Below are 23,872 nucleotides of genomic sequence, written 5' to 3'. Positions count from 1 at the left end.
TCACCCGCGCTCGACGAATTGACCAAACCAATACGKTCGTCCATATTGAAGGTATGGCAAGAGCATCGAACAAGGAACAGATCCTGCGCGAAGGACTCGAAGTCGTGCGCCGCCGCGGGTTTCACGCCTCGGGGGTCCGCCACATCACCAGCGCGGCGGGAGTGCCGCAGGGGTCGTTCTCCAACCATTTCCCCTCGAAGGAGGCGTTCGGGCTGGAGATCCTCGACCGCTACTTCACGGATGTCGGTGCCATCGTCGACGCGACGCTCCGCAACACGGAACTRCCGCCGCTGCAGCGACTGTCGGCATACTTCGACGCCGTCACCGACAGCCTGGAGGCACGAGGCTGGCGCGACGGGTGCCTGATCGGCAACCTCAGCCTGGAGTCCGCCGARGWGAGCGAACCACTGCGCGAGCGCCTCRCCGACATCTTCCGCGTCTGGCGGCAGCCGTTCGCCGACTGCCTCGACGAGGCTGCCGCGGCCGGACAGATCCGCCTCGCACTGCCCGCAGCCGAGCTCGCCGACTACCTGCTCGCCTCCTGGCACGGCGCGGTCCTGCGCATGAAGGTCGAACGCAGCGCGGAACCCCTGGAACGGTTCAGGCGGATCGTCTTCTCGACCGTTCTGCGCTGACCCCGCTCCCTTCCCCCACCCGCACCACGAAAGGGTTCCCCGATGAGCCATGCCCCCGTCTCCGCCGCCGACCCGCACCCGCGCCGGCGCGTCCCGGTGCTCGGCACCGAGATCAGCTACGTCGACACCGGCGCGGGCGACCCGATCGTCTTCCTGCACGGCAACCCCACCTCGTCGTACCTGTGGCGCAACATCATCCCGCACGTCTCCGACATCGGCCGCTGCCTCGCCCCCGACCTGGTGGGCATGGGCGCCTCCGGGCCGGCCCCCGACGGCGGATACCGCTTTGCGGACCACGTCCGCTACCTCGACGCCTGGTTCGACGCCCTGGGCCTGGACCGCGAGGTGACCCTGGTGGTCCACGACTGGGGCGGCGACCTCGGGCACCACTGGGCCCAGCGGCATCCCGACCGGGTCAAGGCGATCGCCTACATGGAGACGCACGTCCAGCCGATGACCCTGAGCGACTTCCCCGAGGTGTTCGGCGCCATCCGCTCCCCGGAGGGCGAGAAGATCGTCCTGGAGGGGAACCTCTTCATCGAGAAGGTCCTGCCCATGAGCGTGCTGCGGACCCTCACCGACGAGGAGATGGACACCTACCGGGCCCCGTACCCGACCCCCGAGTCCCGGATGCCGACCCTGGTGTGGCCCCGCGAACTGCCCATCGACGGCAGCCCGGCGGACGTGGTGGAGATCGTCGAGTCCTTCGGCGCCTGGCTCGCCCRGAGCCCGGTGCCGAAGCTGCTGGTGGTCGGCGACCCCGGCGTCGTGCTGCGGGGCAGCGCCCTGGAGTTCGCCCGCRGCTGGCCGAACCAGCGCGAGGTCACCGTGCGCGGCAGCCACTTCGTCCAGGAGGACTCGCCCCACGAGATCGGCACCGCCCTGCGCGCCTTCCTCCTCGACCTCTGAGCTTGTTGTCAAGCAGCTCGCGCAGACAGGTGTGGGTGCCCCCGACAGCGACGCAGGCACAGGTCTTGGTAATCATGGAGTTGCGACGCTCTGTGACCACTGGGGAGACCTGTGCCTGCACTGCCAGCATGGCTGATTGACCCGCCCTGGGACCAATTCTCGGCCCTCTTGCCGGAGCGACCGATCTACGATTCGGACCATCCGCCGGGCCGCCACCGCCGGCGGATCATCTTCGACAAGCTGCTCCAACTCCTGCGGTTCGGCTGCTCCTACGAAGCCATAGCCGACACCGTCATCACCGTGCGTAGCCTTATCCGCCGCGCCTGGAGCACTCACCGCTGGGACAACCGACCCGCCCACCGACCATGACCGCGCGCCTACCTGCGCGAGCTCTTAGACGACCAACGCACGGATGACAGTCGCGCCTCAATGACCTGAGCCGTGGCTACGATGCAAAACGCCCCGGCCCCGGCAGTTGCAATGCCAGAGACGGGGCGTTGACGTATCCGTCGGCTATCCGAGCCAGACGATGTCCAGGACGGACAGGTGGCGCAGGGCGCGGTTGGCGAAGTAGATGACGGAGAGCCGGCCGACGGAGGCGATGCGCACGTCCTCGCCCTCCGGGTCGCCGGTGTCCCACTGCGGGAAGCCTCAGGGGTTCGCGGCCGCGGCGTCCAGGACGTCCCAGACCATCTGTTCCGCGGGCTCGGGCAGGGCGGCGAGCACCTTCGCGGCCGGTGGGGAGATGCGCACCGCGTAGGGGTGCTGTCCGCTCACCGGCGCCTGCTCCGGATCTCCTCCAGGTCCACGAAGCCGGTCTCGTCGCGGCCGGAGGCGAGAAACGTGTCGACTGCCGGGGCGGAGGCGACGCGGGCCTGCCAGACCTGGACGACCTCGTASAGCCCGGCGAGGGAGAACGTCCGGCGGGACTCCTCCAGSGCCGCCGCCCACTCCTGCACGAAGGCCGGCACCCACCGGTCCGCGCGRTCGCTGGCGCGCAGCTGCGCGAGCAGTTCGGCCGGAGCCCCGGGGGCGGGGGCGTACGGGGTGACGGGTGCGTGGTCGGGCTGCGCGCTCATCGGCACCTCCTGGCGGGTCATACCGCCACGGTACGCGCGCCATGGGCGGGCAGATGCAGGCATGGATTGTTTCCTTCCGTCAGAAGGCGGTGCGGATGTCGCTTCTTGCATCGCCAGTGACCCAGTGACGACGTGGCTGTCGTACAGGCCCGCTCGTGCGATTCGACGTGGCTACAGGTCGAACTCCACATGCTCCACGTCGGTGAACTCCACCGCCAGGCCATGAGCGCGGCTGCCGCCGTCACGGAAGTAGACCTCACCCAGAGCTTCCCCGATGAGGATGCGCAGCTGCTGCTCGGTGGCACCGGCGCCCTGGGCGTCGAAGAGGCGGGCCGCGTCCTGCGGGGGCAGGGTGAGGGTGAGGTGGCGGATGCGGGCGTCGTCGGTGGTGCCGGACGCGGCGGTGAAGCCGAACCGGGCCCGGGTGTCGACGACCAGGCCGGTGCGGGTGGCGGCCTGGCGGCGGGCCTGGGCGCGGACGCGGGGCTGCCAGCGGGCGCGCCTGGCGCGGGCCTCTCGCGTACGGCCGGCATCGCTTCGTACCTCTTGGCCTCCTGCCGCTGTCGGTTTCGGCGAGCTTGAACACCATCGCGAGGAGTGTCCGGCGCTCCAAGCACGGCGACGGCAGCAGGGGTGGCGTGTGGCACGCCGTCGCCTTCGTGTCGGAGCCGCAGCGGCTTCGTGCAAGAACGCGGTGAGGCCATGCACCGGCGTCAGGCCCGGGTGAGCTCGGCAGCGCCAAAGGAGACGTCGAAGCGGTCGCACCAGATGCTGACGCTGGTGTAGCGGACGGGGTCGATGTCATCGGGCAGGGCGTAGTTCTGGCTGCCCTTGTTGCCCTTGAGCTTGCCGAGGCTGACGTACTGCCCGTCGTCGAAGACGTGCCAGCCTGCCTTGCCCTTCTTCACCGGTGCATCGGTCAGCCACACGCGCAGGTCCGGGCCGTTGCTGGTGTCGAGGTTCTCCAGCCGGACGACGTGGGAGCCGTCGGCCAGCCGTACGAGCTTCACCGTGCCCGACGTCGCGTGCTCGTGGCTGATCAGTTCACCGTTCGCCAGCGTCTTCGGCTCGGTCGCCGGAGAGGGCGCCTTGGAGGGCGCCGTGGTAGGAGGAGCGGTGGTCTCCACCGTCCTGGGCAGGGCCTCTTCGACGGTCTCGTCCTGCCACAGCTTCCACGGCTGGAACCAGTACAGCCCAAAGCCGGCTCCAGCGACAGCCACCACCAGCGCTCCGATGACCAACGGCCTGGTCAGTGCCTTCCCCACGCGTTCCATCAGTGCCCCACCTCCTGAGAATTTCTGTCGCCACCCATTCAACGGAACGGGCGACCGTCCCATAGCCGGCAAGAGATGACAGAACCCTTACGCCGTCGCGCCGCACCGGGGCGGCCCACACCTGGTCGAGGCGATTTCACGCCTCGGTCGTGGGAAGCGTCACCTCGAATCGGCAGCCGCCGGGAATGTTCTGTACGGCGGCACGCCCGTGGTGGGCCTCCACGATGCCGCGGACAATGGCCAGGCCCAGTCCCGCACCGGCGGGAGGGGTGCGGGCGTGGGCGCCGCGCCAGCCGGTGTCGAAGACGCGGGGAAGGTCCTCCTCGGGGATGCCTCCGCAGCCGTCGGTGACCGAGAGGATGACTCCGTCCGGCGAACGCTCGGCGGTCACCGCGACCGTGCCGTCGGCAGGTGTCCGGCGGATCGCGTTGACCAGCAGGTTGCCCAGGACGCGGCTCATCTCCTTGCCGTCCACGGTGACCGGTACTGCTTCGACGCGGTCGCCGACCAGCCGCACGCCGTGTTCGCGGGCGAGTGGGTCCGCTCCGGCGAGGGCGTCGCCGACGAGGTCGTACACCGAGATCCGGGACGGCGAGAGCGCCAGCGTGCCGGCGTGGATGCGGGACAGTTCGAAGAGGTCGCCGACCATGTCGCTGAGGCGCTCGACCTCCGTGCGCATCTGCCGGAGGTAGCGGTCGGGGTCGGCGGCGACGCCGTCCTCCAGCGCCTCGGACATGGCGCGCAGGCCCGCGAGCGGGGTGCGCAGGTCGTGCGAGAACCAGGCGACGAGTTCGCGGCGGGAGGACTCCAGGGCGCGCTCACGCTCCCGGGAGGCGGCGAGTTTCATGCTCGTCGCTGCCAGTTCGCGGCTGAGTGCGGCAAGTTCGGCGGTGGCGGGGCCGTCGGGGGCCGTGAAGTCGCCGCCGTCGCCGAAGGAGCGGGTGGCGAGGGCGAGTGCGCGGCTGCGGGCGACCACCCAGCGGCCCAGCAGCAGCGCGGTGGCCAGGGACACGACGGCTGCCATCGCGACGACCGTCGTGACGACGGACAGGTCGTGCCTGGAGAGGAACATCGCCTGTGCCACGGCCAGCGTGCCCGCGAGCATCGCGCTCACCGCGACGGCCGCGACGACCGTGAGCGACGCGGTGAGCGAGCGGCGGCGGATCGGCCACAGCACGCCTGCGCCGAGCAGCCCGGCCGCGGCGGCGCCGAGGAAGGCGAACAGGGCGATGAGGAGAGTGTCACGCACGGTTACTCCTCTCCCTGCCCGGATGTGCCGGTGGGGTCGAACCGGTAGCCCACGCCCCACACGGTCTGGATCAGCCGGGGTCGCGCGGGGTCGTCCTCGACCTTGCCGCGCAGCCGGCGGACGTGGACGGTGACGGTCGACAGGTCGCCGAAGTCCCAGCCCCAGACCTCACGCATCAGGTCCTCGCGGCTGTACGCGCGGCCGGGGTGGCGCAGGAAGAAAGCGAGGAGATCGAACTCGCGGAGGGTGAGGGCGAGTTCGGTCCCGCTCTTGGTGGCGCGGCGGGCCGCGGCGTCAACCGTGAGGCCTGCGGCGTGCAGGGGCGTTCGCATGCCGGGCCTGGCAGACCGGGTACGGCGCAGCACCGATTCCACCCGCAAGACGAGTTCCCGGGGGCTGAAGGGCTTGGTGACGTAGTCGTTGGCTCCCACCTCCAGGCCCAGGATCCGGTCGTCCTCGTCACCGCGCGCGGTGAGCATGATGACCGGCACGGGACCGCGGGCGCGCAGCCGGCGGCACACCTCCAGGCCGTCCATCCCGGGCAGCATCAGGTCCAGCACCACCAGGTCCGGCCAGTGCGCGGCGGCACGGGTGAGCGCGGTCGGCCCGTCCCCGACCGGGTCCACCTCGTAGCCCGCGCGGTCCAGGTATCCCGAGACGACCTCGGCCACGGTGGGATCGTCCTCCACCACCAGGACCCGGGCCGCTTCGGCCGGCCGCGGCCCAGCGGGCGCTTCCCCCATCGGCTCGTACGGATGCTTCATGCGTTCAGCTTCGCACCACGGCCCCTGGCCAGGCCGCTTCCGGCCTGCCTCCAGCTTCTGACGTCCGTGTTCCGTAAGAACCGGAGTCCGAAATGCGCCGTTCGAGTTCGTGGGTGATTGCCGTGACGACCTCCCCCGCGGACCCGCGGATCTCACGGAACCGGACGTCGACGTGATCCCTCCTCCCTTCCCTGAACGAGGCCGCGTCATCCCGCACCTCGTCCGCGTCGCTCCGCGTAGGCAGGACCTGCTCACCGAGGGAACAGGCCGGTCGCCGTGCTCACGACCGTGGTCGTCGTATGCACCGCGAGCCCGCAGAGCGGGTCTCCTCATGCTGCGCGTGAGGAGACCCGCTCCACTCAGCCGTAGCCGAGGCCGTTACGACGTCGGCCGGACAACGAAGTCGCACCACGCGGTCCATGGGGAGTGAAGACCGTGATGCTCGGCCCGCACCCGCCAGCGGTACTCCCCCTCCGGCAGAACCGCGTTCTGATGGACGAAAAGGCGACCATTCTCGACCCGCTTGGTCACACGCACGAACGGCTCGTGCTCCGCCCCCGGGAGAGCGATCTCGAATTCACCGTTCATGTCCGGGTAGACCGGGAACGGGTACGAGGGATCGCCGGCGCTCGGAGTGACATCGGCGGCGAATGTCGCAGAAGCCCCGCTCCTTACGACGGGTGCCCCAACGGAGCAGAACTGGAACCCCGCGTATGGGCCGTCGGAGATACGCGGGTACTCGGGCGTGCCCGGAGTCCCGGGCTGTGGCTCCGTTTCCGTCCGTGTGGATGTCCCCCCAGCCGGCATCGACGCCCCCGTCGATGCCGAGACGGACGGCCCCTTCTTCCCGGACGACGTGGCGTTCGCCGGCGCCGCACTCAGCGTCCCGACAACCACTGCCACAGCACACACCGCCAGGGTGCGCCGCACCCGTCTCCCGGCCGGCTTCCGGACGATACCCATGATCATGAACCCCCAGGGCAGAGAAAGCGCACCGGGCTCCCCGGTGCGCAGCAACAACGGCAGTACATCCCGCCGGCAGCCCGCTTGTCCCCACCCGGCTGATCAACGTCATGGATCGGTAAGCAACACTGCACTCACGTTGGTTTCTGCCGGCTCGACCCGCGAGGTCGCAAGAAACCGGCGAGCACTGATGCATCACGCAGGACCGAAACGGCAGGGCTTTTGGGGCCTCACGCTCACCACCGGCAAGCCCTGCCCGCTCCCCCGGCGCCCGGGCCGCTGCCCCGTCCTGTCCGACGGCGGCCGGCCACCGCCACACCGCACGCTCCCGCACCCCCAGCACGTCCACCGCCGACCGCACCTGCCCCGCGGTGAGCTTCCCCACCCCGCCGCAGGACCAGCAACCGGCGCACCGCCGGCCCCCGCAACGCACCAGCCGGCGAAACCCCACCCGTCCCCGCCGAGGCCGGGTCCTGCTCTCCCTGACCCACAGCCCCGAGCACACCAACCACCCACCGGCCAGCGGATAAGAACTCACAAAACTGAGACAGCGTCACCCCTCACGCGATAACGGCGTTGTCGGCTATTGAAGATCGGGGCGAGAAGCGTGTGGCTGAAGGCCCGAGGTGCTGACTGGGGATGGTGGTTCGGCCGCTGGTGAACGCCGATCCTCCGACAGGACCCGCCCGCATATCCTCCGGACATGGTTGAGCAACGCTCGGTCGACGTTGGCGGGGTCCGGCTGGCCTATCAGATCTCGGGTCCGCCGGACGCTCCGCCGCTCGTCCTGTTGCACGCGCTGGGCGAGGATGCCACCGACTGGGAGGCGGTTGTGCCCGCCCTCGCCCGGAGTCGACGGGTGTATGCCCTCGATCTTCGCGGGCACGGCCGAAGCGACTGGCCGGGGGACTACTCGCTCAAACTCATGCAGGTCGATGTGCTCCGGTTCCTGGACGCACTGGGACTTGGCCCAGTGGATCTGATCGGGCACTCCATGGGCGGGATCGTGGCCTACCTGCTCGCACAGCACCATCCGCAGCGGGTGAGCCGACTCATCCTGGAGGACGTTCCAATCCCGCGTCCCCGGGAGCAGACCACCCCGACCAGGCCGGACGGCGCCCTGACCTTCGACTGGGAGATGGTGCTGGCCGTCAGGCGGCAGATCGATGTGCCTGACCCCAGATGGCTGGAGCGACTCAGCCAGATCACCGCCAAGACCCTCGTGCTCGCAGGCGGCCCACACAGCCATGTTCCCCAGGACGGCGTCGCCGAGCTGGCCCGCCGCATCCCCGGCGGGCGAGTGGTCACCATCCCGGTTGGACACCTGATCCACCACGCAGCGCCGGAGGCGTTCACCGAGGCGGTTTCGGCGTTCCTGTAGGAGAACTTCCGTCCTGCCCGCCAACCATGAGCACGGTCACAGGCCGTGTCGTGTGGACGGTCGCACGGGTTCTTCGAGTGTGACCAAGAAGTGGGCCCGTGCGGCCTTGTCCCATCCTGTCTTCACAGGCGTTTCGCGTGCCCATCTCGGCGGTTTGATCGAGGAGTTGGCCGGGCCGTGGCAGGCCCGACGGGAATCGACATTGCATCAGCGGCGGGGAGGGAAGCGTCACCGTGCCGCCGGGGCGGGCCGCAAGCACGAGCTGGTGTTCACCGACCGAGTGCTGGTCGCACTGGTCCACTTGCGCACTCAGCTTCCGCACGCCGCGCTCGCCGAGCTGTACGGGGTCGGCCGCTCCACCGTCACCGAGGCCATCGGCGAGATCCGCCCGCTGCTCGCCGACCGCGGCTTCGCCGTCCCCAACCAGCCCGGACTGCGCCTGCGGACATTGGCCGACGTGTTCGCCTACGCCGATGCGGAGGGGGTGACCTTGCGGATCGACGGGACCGAGACCCAGGTCCGCCGCCCGAAGGCCCACCGCCCGGGCCGCTGCGCGTTCGTCTCCGGCAAAAAGAAGCAGAACACCATGAAGACCACCACGATCAGCGATGGCCAAAGCCGCACCCTGTGGTCCGGGGCCGACCGGCCCGGAAGAATGCACGATCAGACTGCGATGCGCACCGAGGGCATCGCCGAGCAGTTCCGCCTCCACCCAGACGTGAGAGCCGAGGTGGATGAGGGCTACCGGGGTCTGGCGAACGAGTTCCCCGAACAGGTCAGTGCGCCGCCGAAGAAGCCAAGGGAAGACGTCCCGCTCGGTGACCGGTACGCCTGGCGTGAGCAACGGCGCCGCCAGTCCTCGGCGCGGATCTGCGTCGAACACGCCAACGCCGAGCACAAGCAGTGGCGCCCGCTTCAGCGCTTCCTCGGCCGCCGCGAGCACTACCCGGCCACGCACCGAGCCGTCGCCGGCCTGGTCTCCGACCGAGCCGCCCTGCGGCCCACCCGCCGCAAACCGAGCACCGAACTCGTGCCCGTCAGCCCGATGACCTGTTAAATCGCCCACCAGCCGAACTCTCAGGTCATCACGCCTCAACATCAATAGCCGACAACGTCGTTAGGCATCAGGCGGCAGACGAGCAGGGCATGGGTGAGCACGCCACGCTGCGTTCCGGCGTGGCCTGGGACAGCGGCGTGGCCCGCGCCGCTGACGCGCGCCGCGTTCTGCGCGCCTTTCTCGGCCGCGTCCCGCTGAGCGGCCGCCCGCCCGTGCCCGCCTTGCCGGCCCTGGACGCGGAACTCGTCGTCAGCGAGCTCGTCACGAACGCCATCCGGCATGCTCCCGGCCCGTGCGGGCTGATCCTGCAGTTGTGTGACCGCGAACTGGCGATCACCGTGTGGGACACCTCCACCGCCGAACCGACGGTGAACCAAGGCGACCGGCACCGCGTCGGCGGTCACGGACTGCACCTGGTACACACGGTCAGCGACAGAGTCGTCCTCGCATCCCGCCCCCCGGGAAAGCAGATCACCGCCCATCTGCGCCTCACCGCGAACGTGGAGCGAGACGCTGCCCCGCCCAGCAGATCAGCGGCGCAGTTCCCCGGACCAGTGACGGAGCGGGCCTTGGAGGGCGAGGTTGTCTCCGCGGCTCACGGTCTGCAGGAGCATGGCGCACACGCTCGCCTCGGCGGCGAGGCCGGCCCGGCCGCCCAGGACCGGGAAAGGGGCGCGGACGCGGGCGACGTTCGGCTGTAGCAGCGAGCAGACGCAGGGCACCGCGGCGTGTGCCCGGTGCCGGCCCGGCGCCCCTCTGTCGGCTCCACCACACAAGGGCATGCCCCGTGGCGTGCAGAGCAGCACTCCGGGCGAAAGCTTGGCGTACCAGAATCACCGACACGGCAGAGGGACACATGGCGGACACCGAACGAGCTGAGCACACACCGCGGCCCGCCGGGCTGTCGGTGGTGTCCACCGCCACCGACGGCATCCGCGTACTGACCCTGGCCGGAGAGATCGACCACCACGCCGGCGACCAGCTCAGACAGGCCCTGGACTTCTCCGACGCCTACCGCCCCCGCTTCGTCATCTACCTGCGGCAGGTGACCTTCCTGGACTCCACCGGCATCAACATCCTCATCACCGCCCACCAAGCCGTCACCGCAGCAGGAGGATGGCTGCGCCTGGCCGGTCCGTCCGAATCCGTGCTGCGCACCCTGCAGATCGTCGGCATTGACGACGTCATCGACTGCCGTTCCACCCTGCGTGAGGCAATCAGCCTTTAAAGCGGCGGCAGATGGCCACGATCCGCCCGCCTGCTGATCAGCGTCAAGTAGACATCGCTCTCCGGTGCCCGGAATGTACCCCGCAGGGTGACCTTTTGCGTACGTGACCGAATAGGCCGCGACATTGTCGTGTTCCAGGTGCCGGGTGTAACGCGGCGGCGAATACCGGGCGCTGTAGAGGGAGGCAGCAAACCCGTCAGAGCGGATTCCCCATGAACAACACCGGCCCGGCTTCCGGATACCAGAGCTACGACCAGCCGCCAGCGCCCGACCACTCCGCCCGCAACCAGGCCGCCGCACGCCGAACGGCCCTCACCATCTGCACGATCGCCGACATCGCGGCCGGTCTGCTGGGGTTGTGGATCGTGCTCTACCTGCTCGACGCCAACCAGGCGAACCCCTTCGTCGAATTCGTGCACGGAGCGGCGGACTGGCTGTCCGGCTGGGCGCAGGATATTTTCACCATGGACACAGAGGGGCTACGCATCGTCCTCAATTACGGACTTCCGGCGGTCATTTATCTGCTGATCGGTCACGGCATTGCCGCGCGGATCAACCGAGCCTGATGTGACGTGAACGTGGTGCTTCTGTGGGGCCTCGTGACAGCCGAGCGCCGTGCCGGAACCACTACGGCACAAAGTGCCCGACATGGCAAGGCCAGCACGGTGACAGGCAGCTTGAACGAGGGGGACAACCCACCGATCTACGAGGACCTGGTGCGCGAGCGTGGAGACGTCGTGGCAGACGCCCAGGCGGCTGCCGAGCAGGCGCAGCAGCAGGCGGCCCAGCTGCTGGGCAGCCACCCGCTGGACCAGCCGCATCCCCCGGGGGTGTGACACCCGAGACTAACGGTGCGCTGTAGCAAGTGGGTCGCGAGGTCGACCCCGTGAGGCCCGCTTTCCCCCGTGAGCGCGTCTCGTGCGGGGGCGGGCAGGCACATCCCCCCGTTGCCTGTCCTCCCCCGCGCACAGCCAACCCTGCTCCGGCCGGCTCGCAGGCGATCGGGGACGGGGCGGGGCCAGGGATGGGGCTGGCCGGCGTGTGGGTACGCCGTCGGCAGCCTTTGCGCAACTATTCACAGCGTCTGATTTCGGGCATTGGTGATGCGGTTGCTCGGGGGAAGGACGGGTGTGCACGTGCCGGGCGGGGTCAACACTGCCCGTCCGGCGGATGAAGTGCTGCTCAACAGTAGTGTCGGCGCGTCACCCCAAGGCGCCTCCACACCTACCCGTCCGGCTCCGGCAGCTGTCCCTCGAGCACTTCCAGGACCTCCACCTTCTGCGCAGGGATGGAGTGCGCTGCGTCGAGATCCTGACTCGTCCACCACATGCCCGTGCCGACCCGCTGTCCCGACCGGCCCCACTGCACCATCTCCAACTCCTCACCGAACTGGAAGGCCCTGAGCACGAGGGGCTCCATCGAGAAGGACCGATGCGCTCCGAGGATGCGGACGCGAGCACCCGCGAACCAGTCCTGCGCGGCTACACCTCGACCAGCCCCGTGATCACCCATCTCTTGTGTCTATCCCTGCCGACGGTCATGCGCAGCATGCCACGCCGCTTACCCAGGCCCCCGAACCCTCCAAGCGACATCACTTCTCGCTGACATTGATCATGCATGAGCGGCCGGAGTAACTCCCGAACTCACGTCGAAACGACATCCACGGAAAGTGACACAGCCACCACGTGTGAGCTGTCAGGCGCTTTGAGGGGCAGGCGTGCCGTATCCGGTGCTCCTTCGTGGGCCATGTGGGAAGGAGAGGGTATGGACGATTTCGAGGTGGACCAGGTGGTCCAGCGGGCGCTGGACCGGTTGACTCTCTTGGCGGAGACCACCACCGCCATGACCAGCACGCTCGATTCCTATGCCGCGGTGCGACGGGTGTGCCGGATCCTGGTGCCACAGCTGGCCGACTGGTGCGCGGTCGACCTCCTCGACGACGAGGGCCGCCCCCGCAGGGTCAGCGTCGTGCACCGTGATCCCGATATATTGCCGGTCGGCGGGCTGACCGGGCTGCTGCCCGACATCCCGGAAGATCCGGTCGGGCCGCTCGCACGCGCGCTCATCGGTGCCGGGCCCCTGCTGCTGACCGCAGGCGACATCCCCAGCCCCGACAAGGCCGCGGATCCGCTGCACGCTCGCCAGCTCGAGTTGTTCGACCAGCTCGGCACCCACACCGCTGTGGTCGCCCCCGTACGCGCCCGCCGGCAAGTCCTCGGTGCCCTGACCATCGCCCGCTCCGCCGACCGCGCCCCCCTCACAGACGACGATCTCGCCATGGTGGAGGACCTGACCCACCGCATCGCTCTGGGCGTGGACAACGCCCGGCTGCACCGCGAGACCCAGCACATCGCCGAACGCCTCCAGCGCTCCCTTTTGCCCACCCTTCCCAAAACCGGCCCATTGCAGATGGCCGCCCGCTACGCACCCGCCGCCGCCACCGCCGAAGTGGGGGGCGACTGGTACGACAGCTTCCCCTTGCCCAACGGAAGCACCACCATGATCATGGGCGACGTCACCGGCCACGACCTGCGCGCCGCCATCACCATGAGCCAGCTGCGCAACATGCTGCGTGGCATCGGCTGCGACCGCCAAGAGCCCCCCGGGCACATCCTGCGCCGCCTCGACCTCGCACACGGCATCCTCTATCCGCAGGCCACAGCAACGTGCCTGTACGCCCTCCTCGACCAGGACGACGACGGTGGCTGGACGCTCACCTACTCCAGCGCCGGCCACCCACCACCCCTGCTGGTCACCCACGAAGGCGACACTCAGTACCTCAAAGGCGGCCGCGGCCTTCTGCTCGGGGTCGATTCCAGCCTCCCGCGCCACCACGCCACCGAAACGCTGCCCGCCCGTTCCACCCTGCTCATGTACACCGACGGCCTCATCGAACGCCGTGGCGAAGACCTCACCCACGGCATGACCCGGCTACGACAACACGCCGCCGCCCTCGCCCGCGAAGACCTCGACACCTTCTGCGACGAGCTCCTCGCCGGTATGGCCACCGACCACGCCGACGACATCGCCCTCCTCGTCGCACGAACCCCCACCAAGCCACAGCGCCTCACGTGACCCCGAGCGAGCCGCTGCCGGACGCCTCGGTGGCCTGGACTGTAAAGACCCGCGCGGGCGAAGAAGAGGGCGTCGCGACCGTGCCCGGCGGCCAGCTCCAGCACTTTCTTGGCCATGTCGGCCCTGAAAGCCGAGGCGGCGTGAACCGCGGGATCGGACGGCTTCTCGCCGTACATGCCCGGGTGGGCGGCGTGCGTGTCCTGCCAGTGCCGCCGCTGGGTCTGGGCCAGCCCGTGCTCGGCTGCCACGGTCTGAGCCTTCCTGGTGTGTCCGTATGAAGCGTGCGCCTGCGGCCAGCCGTTAGTGGCTGCGGGGGGCGTACATGATCACGGCCATACCGGCGAGGCACACCAGGGCGCCGATGATGTCCCAGCGGTCGGGCCGGTAGCCGTCGGCGACCATGCCCCAGGCGATCGACCCGGCGACGAAGATCCCGCCGTACGCGGCGAGGATGCGCCCGAAATTCTCGTCGGCCTGGAAGGTCGCCACCACCCCGTACAAGCCGAGGGCGATGACGCCGGCGCCGATCCACACCCACCCCTTGTGCTCGCGGATGCCCTGCCAGACCAGCCAGGCACCGCCGATCTCAAAGAGGGCGGCGACGACGAACAGGGCAACGGAGCGAGCGATGGTCATCGGCCGTGGTACTGGTGGGCTCGCGTATTCAACTGTCGCGAGTTGACCCAGCTGACTCCGGAACCGCTACTGAGCGTGACAGCCTTGGGGGGATTCTGGGTGTCAGAGGCATCCGGTTGGATGAGCACGTGACTGTCTATGACGTAGCTCGTCGGCTCCCTTCCATCGCTGACCTGCGGAACCTGTGCCGCTCACTGGCGATGCTCGATGCGATCTTGAGCCCGGACTGGGAAGGCCGGTACTACTCCTTCGACGCCGGCTGGGCCGATGGCGAGGAGATGGCGTCGATGCGCAACGGGTCGGGGGATGAGTACTCCATTGTGTTCTCGGCGGCCGGGGCCTATGTCCGGGGCTTCGACCACGAAGCACCGATGAGCCCGTATGGCAACGATGGCGAGCCCTGGCCGGGAGTGATCGACGAGGTTCCGGAGGTCTTCAAGCCCTTCGTCGAAGAGCCGGCGTTCACCGACGAGGACGACGTCCCCGTCGTGACGGCCTGCCTGTGGCGGGAGGCGACGGATGATCGGTGGCGGCACGGCGTGATCGACTTCCCCGCCGGGTGTTCCGACCCGGACGGGGCAACGGGGCTGTTCGAGCTCTTGGTCGACCGCTCGCCGGAAGCGTTCCAGCGCTTCGCCGAGGACTACTACGAGGTTCCCGTGGACCTGGAAGCGGTGCGCGATGTGTATGCCTTGCGACCGCTGAGCCAGAAGCTCGTTTCATCGCTGAACTCGGAGGTCACCGTCGTAGACCTGGCCGAGGACATCGCCGAGATCGGCTACCCGCAACCGGTCCGGGACGTGATCTGAGCTTCAACCGTCGGTGAGTCGATGGGGAGTTCAGCCGGATGGTGACCGTAGGTGGTCGCCTGCGGCGTATCGGCTCCAGGTCCCGCCGGTCTCTCTGAGGAGGCGGCTGGTGGTCTTGTCGTGGTAACCGAGGGCGTCCGCGACGACGGGGGCGGGAAGTTCGAGGAGCTGTTGCCGGATGGCGGCGCCGCGGGCGGCTGCGACGGGGACACCGATCTCGCCCAGGAGTGCGGACATGTGGTCGGGACGGGCCGGCCGGCTGGCCCGGCGGCCGGGGAAGAGCCAGCTCGATGCCTGGTTGGTGGCGGTGTTCATGTTGTCGCGGTCCGCGATGTATGCCAGCAGCAGGGCTGCCACTGGCGCGGGGACGGGCGAGGCCGGCTCCCCGAGCCGCAGAAGCGTGGTCTTCCCGTCGTGGAGCACGTCGTCGATCGTCAGCTGGACGATCCGGGTCAGGGGTTGCGCATAGAGAAGGACGATGATGCCGGCGACGCGGAGGCGCATCGGTGTGTCTGTGTCGGTCAGCAGTCGGCCGAGAGCCGCCAGCCGCTGGGCCTCGCTCAGCGCGGGTCGCCGGGAGATCTTCATAGCGGGGATGGACAGGGAGTGTGGACAACGACGGCTCTGGCTAGCCCAGTTGAGGAAGGCCCTCAGGCAGGTGCGGCCGTGTTCGGTGTTCTCCGCGAACCAGGCGTCGATGTCGAGCTGGCTGCAGGATGAGAGGGATCTGTCCCGGGCGCTGAGCCATCGCAGGAAGGTGGTCGCGTACTTGATCTGCTCGGCTGCGAAGCGGCGGACGCTCGGCGTGATCCGGCTCCGATCGGATCGTTCCCGTAGGTGGGGAAGGACGTGCCAGGTCGAGAAGAGCTTGATCGTCTTGACGTGTTCGGGATCGGCGATGTCGGCCAGGTGGCCGGGCAGCCATCGCTGGAAGGAGCAGATGTACTTGTCGACGGCGGGCAGGACTCCGCTGGCCATCAGGAGCTCTTCCAGATGAGCCGCTGCCCGCCAGGGTTGGAGTTCGTGGAAGGCGTCGTGGGTCAGAGGTAGCTGTCCGATACCGAGTCGCCGCAACATCTGGGAGGCGTTTGCCGGCTGGCCGCGGCGCATCGCCAGCCAGGCCAGGCCGCTCCTGGGCTCGTCCATCCCCACCAGCAGGTTGAACAAGGGCGTCAGCGCGGGCCGGACGCGGCCGGTGCCGTCGTCCAGGAGGGCGGTCAGCCGGTCAGGGAGCGTGCACCGCTCGCAGAGCCGGCCGCCCAGCAGTTTGCCCTCGAAGCCGCAGCGCGAGCAGTCGAAGGTCTGGGAGAAGCCGGCGCAGGTCGTGCAGATCGCGGAGCCGTCGACGGGGTGACGCCCAGGGAGGGCACGGTCCTGGGCGCATCCTGCGCAGGTGCCTCGCATTCGCACCGCGCGGTCCGAGCAGGTCCGGCAGACGTATCCGTCCGGCCAGGTGCCGGCCTTGTGTCTGCGCTGGCCGCAACGGCAGCACTCGGCCATGAACCAGCGTTCGTATTGTTCGTCGGTGGCGTAGGGGCGGCTCATGCGTCGGGCAGGATGCGGGCCGCGCGAGGCCGGAGCTTCGCGACGTTCGCGGGTGGGGCGGGCAGGTTGCCGGTGGCGGTCTTGCGGACACCGGCGTTCTCGGCGGTGGTGGTCACCAAGTCGGCCGGGGTGCACGAGAGGATGTCGCAGAGCGCGGACAGAACCTGCAGCGACAGCCGTTCCGGGGTTCCGGAGACCAGACGGTGGACCTGGGAGGCGGACAGGTCGATGCCGCGTTCGCGCAGCAGCGGGACCAGCTCGGTCGCGGTGAAGATGCGGTGCTGGGCCATCACCTCACGCAACCGCCAGGTGTAGCCGACCTTGCGCTTCATGCCTGCTTCCCGTTCTGGGCCTGGAGGGCGGCGGCGACGGTGGTGTCCAGGTGCCGACGCAGGGTGCGAGTGCGGAAGTCCGAGGAGACACAGGTGTAGATGGACGTGGTGCTGGCGTGCTCGTGACCGACCTGTTCCTGGACGAAGCGGGGATCCCAGCCGTCCTCGATGAGGTGGGTGACGTAGGACCTTCGGAAGGAGTGGTAGTCCAGCCCGTCGTCCAGGCCCAGGGCCTTGCGGTAGGTGATGAAGCGGGAGTTGATGCGCTGGCAGCCAATCCGCATCCCGCGTTCGGACGGCCAGGCTGCCGGGTTGCCGTCAGTGCCCAGCAGCGGGCGGACCTCGGTGAACCACTCGTCCAGGACGTCAGGGGTCCAGCCGAACACGGTCAGCACGCCACGGCGCTTGGGCGGTGAGCCCTTCTTGGCCTTGCCGAACCGGACCTGGCAGCGACCGAACTCCCCGTACTCGGCGCCGTGCGGGTTGCGGCCGAAGTCGGCGGCGTCAAGCATCCGCGTCTCGTTGCGCCGCAGCCCGTAGGCGTAAGCGGTCTTGAACAGGGTGGCGTCACGGAACGCCGGCAGCCAGCCCTTGCGGCCGAAGGCCCTGATCCGGGCGACCTCGTCGTCGCAGTGCTCGAAGAACGCGTGCAGCTCGGCCTTGGTGAACGCCCGCTTCTTCGCGTCGGCCTCGTTGTCCTGGACGTGCACCGCGGTGTTCCACTCATGCACGACCTGGACCGGGTGGGTGCCGAACCGCTCCTCACACGTGGCCGCCCAGTCGTAGAGCGGGTCGGTGACGAAGTGGCAGAACGCCCGGACCGCCTCCGAGTAAGACCGGATCGTGGAACGGCGCAGATCCCTCAGCGAGCGCAGGTCACCGAGCCACTCGTCGACCATCGCCGGCGTCCAGCGCCACGGGTAGGTGTTCACGTAGGCGGCGAACGCCTTGACCGTGTTCTCCCGGCCCTCCACCGCCGTCCGGGCCAGATTCCGCGCGAGCTGCTGGTTGGCGAACCCGGTCAGCATCGCGGTGAAGACCTGCTCCTCCGGCCGCAGCAGTGCGACTCCGTCCACCAGGTGCAGCCGTGCCGCACCTGGGATCGACCCGTTGAACCCCACCGGTCCACCACCCTCCGGCACTCGCGTCGTATGCGAGAAAACCGCATCTGATGCGAGTCGGCGGGCAAACCGCAGGTCAGTCAGCCGGACGAGTGACACCGACTGGCGCCATCATCACGCCCGTCGCTGCCGTCGCCACCGGGCGGTCACCGCCGGCCATCCGTCCTCGTCAACGCACCGGGCAAGACGCAGTCGTTCAGCCGGAGTCAGCAGGGCATGATCGTGGGACACGAGGGCCTCCGGGGCTTCGGTGGTAGATGTCGCAATACACACCAAACCCAGAAGGCCCTCACTGTTCAACACCCAGCACGCGTGTCACCAACGTCCCGGGACAGCACACCTAGCCGGTGAAGATGTCCTTGATGTGGACGGGGTGCCAGATCACCTTGCGACCCTGGCCGCCCATGCCGTCACCGGGATCGGTCGGCGGCGGCTCTGAGGTGGCGATCTTGATTCCGATACTCAGCGGGACGTTCCGGCGATGCGGGCTGTGCTGGGAGTACGTCGGCTCGGTGAAGCCGAGCTCGGTGTAGGTGCCGCTGATGAACATGGCGTGGTCGATGCTGCCGTCGTGGACACCATTGGGATCCCAGTCGGTGAAGAGCACATCACCGGGCCGGAGCCTCCAGATATCTTCGGTCTCAGCGCCGGTGCCGGACTTCCACGCCTCGCCACGGACCGGGTCGGCGGCGTAGTTGCGGAGCGAGGCGGCCTTGGTCCAGTTCCAGGCCGGGCCACGAATGCCGCTGACGTTGTCGCTCCATACAGCGGGGTCGGAGGGATCCTGGAAGAGGCCGCTGCCGCTCTTCTTGGGCCATCCTCCCGCGTGCAGCGCCTGTGAGACGAAGTTGGCGCAGTCGTTGTCGTACTTCTCGTAGTCCGGGTTGTAGTTGCCACCCGTGTACACGTACTCATTGAGTGCAGACGACCAGCGCCATTCGTCCGCCCAGTAGGAAGCGTAACGGGCGGCCGCGGCCCGGTCGTAGGTGCCCGTGGCGTGCGGTTCCTCCCGCAGGACCTCTGAAGCGACTTCCTGAGCGGTCCCGGGGGTGGGTACGGAAGTTGCTTCGTCAGGCTTGTCGGGGCCCTCGTTCCCCTCGGTGCTCGGCACCGGCTGGTAGGCCACGCCGACGATCCGCCAGGTCTGCTTCTCGCGTTCCAGCGTCACCTCGTAAGTGTCACCCAGCTGCGACTCGCCGAGAGTCTTGTCGTTCCAGGCGAGCATTGTTCCGGTGGTCACGGTGACGCTGGCCTTGTGACCGCGGATCTGCACGGGGTTCTTCTCGGCGAACCCAGTGAGCACCTTCTCCGCGCGCAGCCCTCGCTCCTCCTCCACCTCGTCGGCCAGCTGCGCCACTGACCGTGCGACGCGCAGCGGCTGCGCGCCGACACTGCCGTCACTGAGCTGCCCCCGTGTGAGCAGGCTTGTCTGCGGAGACATCCAGCCCTTGTCCCGGGTGGTGAAGTACTCCTTGACCAGTTTCAGGACACGGAACTTCTGCCCGTTGGGCGGGTCGTTTGACGGTGCGTCGGCCATGCCGGCCGGCGCTGTCCCGGCCGTGAGCGCTATCACCACCGCCGTCACAAAACCGGCGCGCTGCGTTCTCGGTCTCATGTGCCCCCCTATGGATCGATCGGCGGTCAGGCATCGTTCGCGGTTGGCCGCCGCGTACTGCGCAGGAATTACCCCTACGCCTCGGATGGCCACACCCTAGATGACAGGTCCACATCAGTGTGGTTTCTTTGTGACAAGCTGCTATGTCAAGTGATGAGTTCGGACGGATCGGGCGACCCGGAACAACGCCGTCCCCCTCAGCATCCGCCACAGCGTCTTCTCCCACAGGTGGACGTCGCGGCGGGCGACCAGCCGGTCGATCGCCATTTTCGAGCGGGCCGGGGTCACGGAGTCCGGCACCGCCAGCCGCTTCGCCCAGGCCGGGGCCATCGGCCCCTCGTAGCCGCGCTCCCGGCACCAGCTGAGCCAGGACAGCACCCCGCCTGGCGGGAGTTCCACGTGTTGACCGCTGCGGTGCCCCACAGCAGTTCCAAAGCCTCGCCAATCCGTTCGGTGGTCTTGCCGACCCCGATCCCGTAGTTGCGGACCGTGTGCGGGTTGCCAAGCAGGTCGAGGAACACGTCCGCCGCCGCGCGGACGGTCAATGCCTTCACGGCCGGCAGCTGCACAACGGTGGGTGGGGGGCATCGCGGGCGGGCGGGGCTTGCTTCAGAGTGCGCCTGTCGCCGCGGCGCTGTAGACGTACAGTGCGACCACGCCGGCCACGCAGACGAGGATCGTCCAGGAGGCGAGGCTCGTCCGTCTCTCTTTCCGTCCGGACCGTTTCCGCTTCTCGGGGCGTCCGGTGGGGCCGGGTTCCGTCGGGCGGGGCGGTGCGGCGTCGGCGGCGGTCTCGGCGAGCAGGCGGCGGCATGCGGTGGCGAGTTCGGCGGTGCCCGCGTGCAGCGGTACGAAGGTCTCCGAACGTGCCGGAGCGGTGGTGCCGCCGTCGAGGATGCGGCCCGCGCGGAGCAGGATTTCGTCCGTGCGGCCCGAGGGGGCGAGACTGATCCAGCGCTGCACGTGCTCGCCCCGGATGACCACCCCCCCTTCCCGGTCCCGGTACACGGTGTGCCGGCGCCAGAGCTGGTCGGCCAACTGCGTTGCAGTTCCCCTCAGTTGGGTGCTCAAGTTCCATCTCCCCAAAGCCGTTCGGCCGATCGAACGGGAATCGTACTCCGGTGTTCGGGTGGGGCTGTGGGCCCGGGTGGGGCGTCGGTGCGAGGTCCTGCTCGGCGCCGTGGTCCTCGCGGCGCCGAGCAGGGGGTGCTCGTCGGTTTCCTCAGGTGGTCGGGGTCCCGGCGGCGTCCGGGGGGTCGGTTTCGTCGGCAATTTCGGCGTACCGCTCCCGCAGTTCCCGCTTGAGGATCTTTCCGCTCGGGTTCTTGGGCAGCGAGTCGGCGAACACGACGTACTTGGGAGCCTTGAAGCCAGCCAGCGCCTGGAGGCAGTGCTCGGTCACCTGCCGTGCGCTGAGTTCGGCGTCCGGGTCGCTGACCACGACCGCGGTCACCGCCTCGATCCACCAAAGATGCGGGACGCCGATGACGGCGGCCTCCGCGACGCCGTCCATCGCGTGGAGGGCTTCTTCCACCTTGCGGTCGACCACCCACAGGTAGCTGTCCTCGTCGAAGTAGCCGAGGTCGCCCGAGTGGAACCAGCCGCCGCGGAAGGCTTCGGCGGTCTTCTGCGGGTCGCCGAGGTATCCGACGGTGGCGTCCGGGCTTCGGTGCACGATCTCCCCTGTCTCCCCGGCGGGGAGGACGAGCGGCTGAGCCTCCGACAGGCACCTGGGCCTGTCTTGGGCAGTCGAAACGGGGCGATGGCCCACTACGGATCGAGAGGGCCAACTATCGGTCGGAGTCACACGAACCCTTGCCGCCCTGCTGGTGCCGGTGCCCGGAGTGTCGCGAGTACAGGTAGGCTCACGACAGTTGGCAGTGGCGACGCCCGTCGGCTGCAGCCGCCCAGGCCCGCCCGGCGCCCCGGGACGGGGAGGCCAGTTCAGCATGAGAAAGACTGGGCCGTCCCCGGCGGCGCGCTCGGGTCCGGCCGATGCTGCCGTCGTCGGGGGCCTCTCCCCATGACGCGCCGCTCCCGGGTAGCGTCGTACGCAGCGACCATGAGGAGGTCACCGTGACTGCACAGCCCGAACACTCCGATATCGGCCAGTTCGCCCCGCCGATGCGGACGCTCGCCGAGCTGCGTGAGGCGTTGTCGACGTGGGGCTTCCCCGGTGACCGGCAGAAGTTCGAGGCGGAACTCGACGCGATCGAGCTGGACGACCTGACCAGGGTCCGCGAGATCACTCAGGCCTACCGGCACCGCATCCTGATGCGTTACAACCCCGGCGCCATGGCCGCACTCGCCCGGTCCACCGGGGATGTCGAGGCCGAGCTGCGCCGCAAGCTGGCCGAGGCCGCCCGGTGACCCACGCCTTCTTCAGCGACCCCGCCGAGAAGATCCTCACCGAACTGAGCCCGCCCGAGCGGGCCGCCGTCGAGAGCGTTCGCCGCGCGCTCGAAGACGACCCCCGGCAGGGCCGGGGCCTGCCGGACGCCGACGCGCGCAGTGAGTCCCGCGTAGTCGAGCTGCTGCCTGAGCAGACCGGCGGGCGCGGCATCAGCGTCGTCTACCGCTACAGCGAAGATCTGGACGCCGTCCTCATCCTCTGGCTGATCGCGGGGCCCTAGATGATCTATTCCAAGAGGTGGTGTGCGGTGGCTCGGCGCTGACGTGGAAGGCGAGCGTGGAGCCGGGCGGCTGTTACGCCCCGGTTCGGTATGCCTCCAGGTGGTCGGCCAGTTCTGTGGGGTGGCCGAGCATGGGGCAGTGGTCACCGGGCAGTTCGTCGGGTGTGATGCCGAGGCGTTCCCGCACGATCCGGCGCATGTACTCGGCGGGGAAGAAGCGGTCGTCCCGGGACAGGAGGAACTTCGTGGGCACATCTGGCCACGCGGCCAGTGGCCATGGCTTCATGAACGGAGTGGCCGACTGCGTGCGCGTGTGCTTCTTGGCCTCGGCGACCAGTGCCGGCGGGGTGTCGTGGTGGAACAGGGCGGTGTCGTCGTCAGGGTCCCTGCCGTCGCGTTCGTCTTGTTCGCGCCTGGCCTGCTCGTAGCCGGTGTTGGCCCACCACTGGCCCGGACTCTCGCCCGGTGCCGGGATCTGCGCCTGCAGCATCACCAGCAGGTCCACTGGCACGCGGTCACACACCAGGGGGGCGGTGAACCCGCCGAAGGAATGGGCCACCAGGATCAGGCCGGCGCGATCACCGATGGCGTCGACCACGGTGTCGGCGTACTCGGCCAGCCCGGCCGAGTCGTCGTCGCACGGCAGGTCCACCGCCACCACGTCATGGCCCCGCCCACGCAACTCGGCCTCCAGCAGCTGCCAGTACCACGGGCCGGACGCGGCACCGGGAATCAGCACATATGTAGCCATCGTCAGCGCCCTCTCGGTAGCGGACACGGTGTCTCAACGCCGTCGCGCTGCCCGTCGAGGTACGGCGAGCGAACGCTCCACCGCCGGGCCGGAGTTGTTCCCGCACCCGGGAGGAATTGTTCCACGCGGTGATGAGGCGAGGGCATCCATGATCATTGTGTGACGAACAATCTGGACACCCTCGCGACCGCACTCTACGTGAAGACTGACGACCTGCTGAAGACATCGCCGCAGCTGGCCCCGTACCGCCCGGAGGTCGGCATCGCGCCGCGGCTGAGTGATGCCGAACTGGTCACGCTCTCGGTCATGCAGGCGCTGCTGGGCTTCACCTCCGAGGCCCGGTGGATCCGCCACGCACGCGCCCATCTGCGGCACCTGTTCCCCTACCTGCCGAAGCAGCCCGGGTACAACAAGCGGCTGCGCAAGGCCGCCGGACTGATCCAGCAGGTCACACCTGAGGCTTTCGGTTCAGGGTGCCGGTTGTCTCTGACGGGTGTAGGCCGGTGGCATGAGGTATCCCGACAGTGGCGGCCAGACGTCGGCCGAGCGGGCCCGGCGGGAGCGGGTGCGGTTCGAGGCCGCCAAGATGTTCGAGCAGGGAATCCGGCCGCCGGAGGTGGCCGAGCGGCTGCGCATCTCGCGGAAGTCGGCCTGCGCCTGGCACCGGCGGTGGGCCTCCGGCGGCACCGAGGCGCTGCGGTCCAAGGGGCCCAGCGGCCGGCCGAGTCGGATCAGGCCCGAGTGGCGGGCCTGGCTGCAGACGTACCTGGAGCGGGGGCCCGCCGCGCACGGCTGGACGGAGGACCAGCGGTGGGC

29 protein-coding genes and 4 pseudogenes are annotated in these 23,872 nt (G+C 69.0%); 16 read left to right on the top strand and 17 right to left on the bottom strand.

The features are described 5' to 3' along the window. Positions 1–53: 53 nt before the first annotated feature. The 3 genes and pseudogenes from DIZ27_RS33245 to DIZ27_RS33235 form a co-directional block, all read left to right on the top strand. Positions 54–635 carry a TetR/AcrR family transcriptional regulator gene (locus DIZ27_RS33245; protein WP_109382131.1) on the top strand — a complete coding sequence of 194 codons (582 nt, stop codon included), beginning with the start codon at positions 54–56 and terminating at the stop codon, positions 633–635. A 42-nt stretch (positions 636–677) separates the two neighbouring features. After that, positions 678–1,544, top strand: coding sequence for a haloalkane dehalogenase (locus DIZ27_RS33240; RefSeq protein ID WP_109382130.1), 867 nt, complete (start codon positions 678–680; stop codon positions 1,542–1,544). A 111-nt stretch (positions 1,545–1,655) separates the two neighbouring features. Then, positions 1,656–1,865: pseudogene (locus DIZ27_RS33235) on the top strand (IS5/IS1182 family transposase); the annotation flags it as partial. A 330-nt stretch (positions 1,866–2,195) separates the two neighbouring features. Here the strand turns inward: DIZ27_RS33235 and DIZ27_RS47680 are convergent. The 6 genes from DIZ27_RS47680 to DIZ27_RS33205 all read right to left on the bottom strand — a co-directional run bounded on the left by DIZ27_RS47680 (position 2,196) and on the right by DIZ27_RS33205 (position 5,910). Next, positions 2,196–2,321, bottom strand: a complete 126-nt coding sequence (locus tag DIZ27_RS47680) for a type II toxin-antitoxin system RelE/ParE family toxin (RefSeq protein ID WP_258308653.1) — start codon at positions 2,319–2,321, stop codon at positions 2,196–2,198. Next, the gene (locus DIZ27_RS33225) at positions 2,318–2,623 is read right to left on the bottom strand and encodes a DUF6247 family protein (RefSeq protein WP_109382129.1); all 306 of its coding nucleotides are present in this window, start codon (positions 2,621–2,623) and stop codon (positions 2,318–2,320) included. The genes DIZ27_RS47680 and DIZ27_RS33225 overlap by 4 nt, the downstream gene beginning before the upstream one ends. A gap of 171 nt (positions 2,624–2,794) precedes the next feature. Next, a complete protein-coding gene (locus DIZ27_RS46100) occupies positions 2,795–3,310 on the bottom strand; it encodes a hypothetical protein (RefSeq protein ID WP_181383808.1) in 516 nt (171 codons plus the stop codon). Between the two features lie 26 nt (positions 3,311–3,336). Continuing rightward, on the bottom strand, positions 3,337–3,897 hold the full coding sequence (locus tag DIZ27_RS33215) for a DM13 domain-containing protein (RefSeq protein ID WP_109382128.1): 561 nt from the start codon (positions 3,895–3,897) through the stop codon (positions 3,337–3,339). A 136-nt stretch (positions 3,898–4,033) separates the two neighbouring features. Next, on the bottom strand, positions 4,034–5,146 hold the full coding sequence (locus DIZ27_RS33210; RefSeq protein WP_109382127.1) for a sensor histidine kinase KdpD: 1,113 nt from the start codon (positions 5,144–5,146) through the stop codon (positions 4,034–4,036). Between the two features lie 2 nt (positions 5,147–5,148). Further along, positions 5,149–5,910: a response regulator transcription factor gene (locus DIZ27_RS33205; protein ID WP_109382126.1), complete on the bottom strand. Its 762-nt coding sequence runs from the start codon at positions 5,908–5,910 to the stop codon at positions 5,149–5,151. 1,666 nt (positions 5,911–7,576) lie between these two features. On the opposite strand from DIZ27_RS33205, the gene DIZ27_RS33195 reads away from it, so the two are divergent. From DIZ27_RS33195 to DIZ27_RS46095, 6 genes are all read left to right on the top strand, one after another. Further along, positions 7,577–8,254 (top strand): alpha/beta fold hydrolase, encoded by a 678-nt coding sequence (locus tag DIZ27_RS33195; RefSeq protein WP_109382124.1) that lies wholly within the window; start codon positions 7,577–7,579, stop codon positions 8,252–8,254. A gap of 79 nt (positions 8,255–8,333) precedes the next feature. Beyond that, the gene (locus tag DIZ27_RS33190; RefSeq protein WP_109382123.1) at positions 8,334–9,311 is read left to right on the top strand and encodes a transposase family protein; all 978 of its coding nucleotides are present in this window, start codon (positions 8,334–8,336) and stop codon (positions 9,309–9,311) included. 89 nt (positions 9,312–9,400) lie between these two features. Continuing rightward, complete coding sequence (locus DIZ27_RS33185; RefSeq protein WP_258308652.1) at positions 9,401–10,012, top strand: ATP-binding protein; 612 nt, start codon at positions 9,401–9,403, stop codon at positions 10,010–10,012. A 155-nt stretch (positions 10,013–10,167) separates the two neighbouring features. Beyond that, complete coding sequence (locus tag DIZ27_RS33175) at positions 10,168–10,539, top strand: STAS domain-containing protein (RefSeq protein WP_109382121.1); 372 nt, start codon at positions 10,168–10,170, stop codon at positions 10,537–10,539. Positions 10,540–10,751: 212 nt separating this feature from the next. Beyond that, on the top strand, positions 10,752–11,105 hold the full coding sequence (locus DIZ27_RS33170) for a hypothetical protein (protein ID WP_109382120.1): 354 nt from the start codon (positions 10,752–10,754) through the stop codon (positions 11,103–11,105). A 99-nt stretch (positions 11,106–11,204) separates the two neighbouring features. Beyond that, the gene (locus DIZ27_RS46095; RefSeq protein WP_181383811.1) at positions 11,205–11,375 is read left to right on the top strand and encodes a hypothetical protein; all 171 of its coding nucleotides are present in this window, start codon (positions 11,205–11,207) and stop codon (positions 11,373–11,375) included. Between the two features lie 388 nt (positions 11,376–11,763). On the opposite strand, the gene DIZ27_RS45290 is transcribed toward DIZ27_RS46095, so the two are convergent. Continuing rightward, a complete protein-coding gene (locus DIZ27_RS45290; protein ID WP_146229038.1) occupies positions 11,764–11,946 on the bottom strand; it encodes a hypothetical protein in 183 nt (60 codons plus the stop codon). 357 nt (positions 11,947–12,303) lie between these two features. On the opposite strand from DIZ27_RS45290, the gene DIZ27_RS33160 reads away from it, so the two are divergent. Both DIZ27_RS33160 and DIZ27_RS46090 read left to right on the top strand, forming a co-directional pair. Further along, positions 12,304–13,614, top strand: a complete 1,311-nt coding sequence (locus tag DIZ27_RS33160) for a PP2C family protein-serine/threonine phosphatase (protein WP_109382118.1) — start codon at positions 12,304–12,306, stop codon at positions 13,612–13,614. Then, complete coding sequence (locus tag DIZ27_RS46090; RefSeq protein WP_181383807.1) at positions 13,611–13,892, top strand: hypothetical protein; 282 nt, start codon at positions 13,611–13,613, stop codon at positions 13,890–13,892. Before DIZ27_RS33160 ends, DIZ27_RS46090 begins: the two co-directional genes overlap by 4 nt. 22 nt (positions 13,893–13,914) lie before the next feature. Here the strand turns inward: DIZ27_RS46090 and DIZ27_RS33150 are convergent, their stop codons facing one another. Further along, entirely contained in the window at positions 13,915–14,250 is a 336-nt protein-coding gene (locus DIZ27_RS33150; RefSeq protein WP_109382117.1) for a YnfA family protein, read from the bottom strand. A gap of 128 nt (positions 14,251–14,378) precedes the next feature. On the opposite strand from DIZ27_RS33150, the gene DIZ27_RS33145 reads away from it, so the two are divergent. Further along, entirely contained in the window at positions 14,379–15,059 is a 681-nt protein-coding gene (locus tag DIZ27_RS33145; RefSeq protein ID WP_109382116.1) for a hypothetical protein, read from the top strand. A 30-nt stretch (positions 15,060–15,089) separates the two neighbouring features. Here DIZ27_RS33145 and DIZ27_RS47675 read toward each other — a convergent pair whose 3' ends face one another. The 8 genes and pseudogenes from DIZ27_RS47675 to DIZ27_RS48915 all read right to left on the bottom strand — a co-directional run bounded on the left by DIZ27_RS47675 (position 15,090) and on the right by DIZ27_RS48915 (position 21,347). Next, complete coding sequence (locus tag DIZ27_RS47675; RefSeq protein WP_181383806.1) at positions 15,090–16,604, bottom strand: hypothetical protein; 1,515 nt, start codon at positions 16,602–16,604, stop codon at positions 15,090–15,092. Then, positions 16,601–16,936 (bottom strand): helix-turn-helix transcriptional regulator, encoded by a 336-nt coding sequence (locus tag DIZ27_RS33135; protein ID WP_109382115.1) that lies wholly within the window; start codon positions 16,934–16,936, stop codon positions 16,601–16,603. The genes DIZ27_RS47675 and DIZ27_RS33135 overlap by 4 nt, the downstream gene beginning before the upstream one ends. Next, a complete protein-coding gene (locus DIZ27_RS33130; RefSeq protein WP_109382114.1) occupies positions 16,933–18,057 on the bottom strand; it encodes a site-specific integrase in 1,125 nt (374 codons plus the stop codon). The genes DIZ27_RS33135 and DIZ27_RS33130 overlap by 4 nt, the downstream gene beginning before the upstream one ends. A 126-nt stretch (positions 18,058–18,183) precedes the next feature. Further along, a pseudogene (locus DIZ27_RS48920) lies at positions 18,184–18,288 on the bottom strand (IS481 family transposase); the annotation flags it as partial. 109 nt (positions 18,289–18,397) lie between these two features. Beyond that, on the bottom strand, positions 18,398–19,672 hold the full coding sequence (locus DIZ27_RS33120) for an amidase domain-containing protein (RefSeq protein ID WP_109382112.1): 1,275 nt from the start codon (positions 19,670–19,672) through the stop codon (positions 18,398–18,400). A 189-nt stretch (positions 19,673–19,861) separates the two neighbouring features. Beyond that, a pseudogene (locus tag DIZ27_RS33115) lies at positions 19,862–20,241 on the bottom strand (site-specific integrase); the annotation flags it as partial. Between the two features lie 40 nt (positions 20,242–20,281). Continuing rightward, the gene (locus DIZ27_RS33110; RefSeq protein WP_109382111.1) at positions 20,282–20,743 is read right to left on the bottom strand and encodes a hypothetical protein; all 462 of its coding nucleotides are present in this window, start codon (positions 20,741–20,743) and stop codon (positions 20,282–20,284) included. Between the two features lie 151 nt (positions 20,744–20,894). Then, positions 20,895–21,347 (bottom strand): hypothetical protein, encoded by a 453-nt coding sequence (locus DIZ27_RS48915; RefSeq protein WP_375232030.1) that lies wholly within the window; start codon positions 21,345–21,347, stop codon positions 20,895–20,897. 401 nt (positions 21,348–21,748) lie between these two features. On the opposite strand from DIZ27_RS48915, the gene DIZ27_RS33100 reads away from it, so the two are divergent. Continuing rightward, the gene (locus DIZ27_RS33100; protein WP_109382109.1) at positions 21,749–22,042 is read left to right on the top strand and encodes a hypothetical protein; all 294 of its coding nucleotides are present in this window, start codon (positions 21,749–21,751) and stop codon (positions 22,040–22,042) included. Beyond that, a complete protein-coding gene (locus tag DIZ27_RS33095; RefSeq protein WP_109382108.1) occupies positions 22,039–22,305 on the top strand; it encodes a hypothetical protein in 267 nt (88 codons plus the stop codon). Before DIZ27_RS33100 ends, DIZ27_RS33095 begins: the two co-directional genes overlap by 4 nt. 73 nt (positions 22,306–22,378) lie before the next feature. On the opposite strand, the gene DIZ27_RS33090 is transcribed toward DIZ27_RS33095, so the two are convergent. Beyond that, complete coding sequence (locus DIZ27_RS33090; protein WP_109382107.1) at positions 22,379–23,056, bottom strand: alpha/beta fold hydrolase; 678 nt, start codon at positions 23,054–23,056, stop codon at positions 22,379–22,381. A gap of 159 nt (positions 23,057–23,215) precedes the next feature. On the opposite strand from DIZ27_RS33090, the pseudogene DIZ27_RS47670 reads away from it, so the two are divergent. Then, positions 23,216–23,503: pseudogene (locus tag DIZ27_RS47670) on the top strand (IS982 family transposase); the annotation flags it as partial. 61 nt (positions 23,504–23,564) lie between these two features. After that, the coding region (locus DIZ27_RS33080; RefSeq protein WP_146229037.1) for a helix-turn-helix domain-containing protein at positions 23,565–23,872 on the top strand (308 nt) is incomplete at its 3' end.

Source organism: Streptomyces sp. NWU339, from assembly GCF_003143855.1.
Taxonomy (GTDB): Bacteria; Actinomycetota; Actinomycetes; order Streptomycetales; family Streptomycetaceae; genus Streptomyces.
Note: the sequence above shows the minus strand (reverse complement) of the source record. Positions and strands in the feature narration are given on the sequence as shown.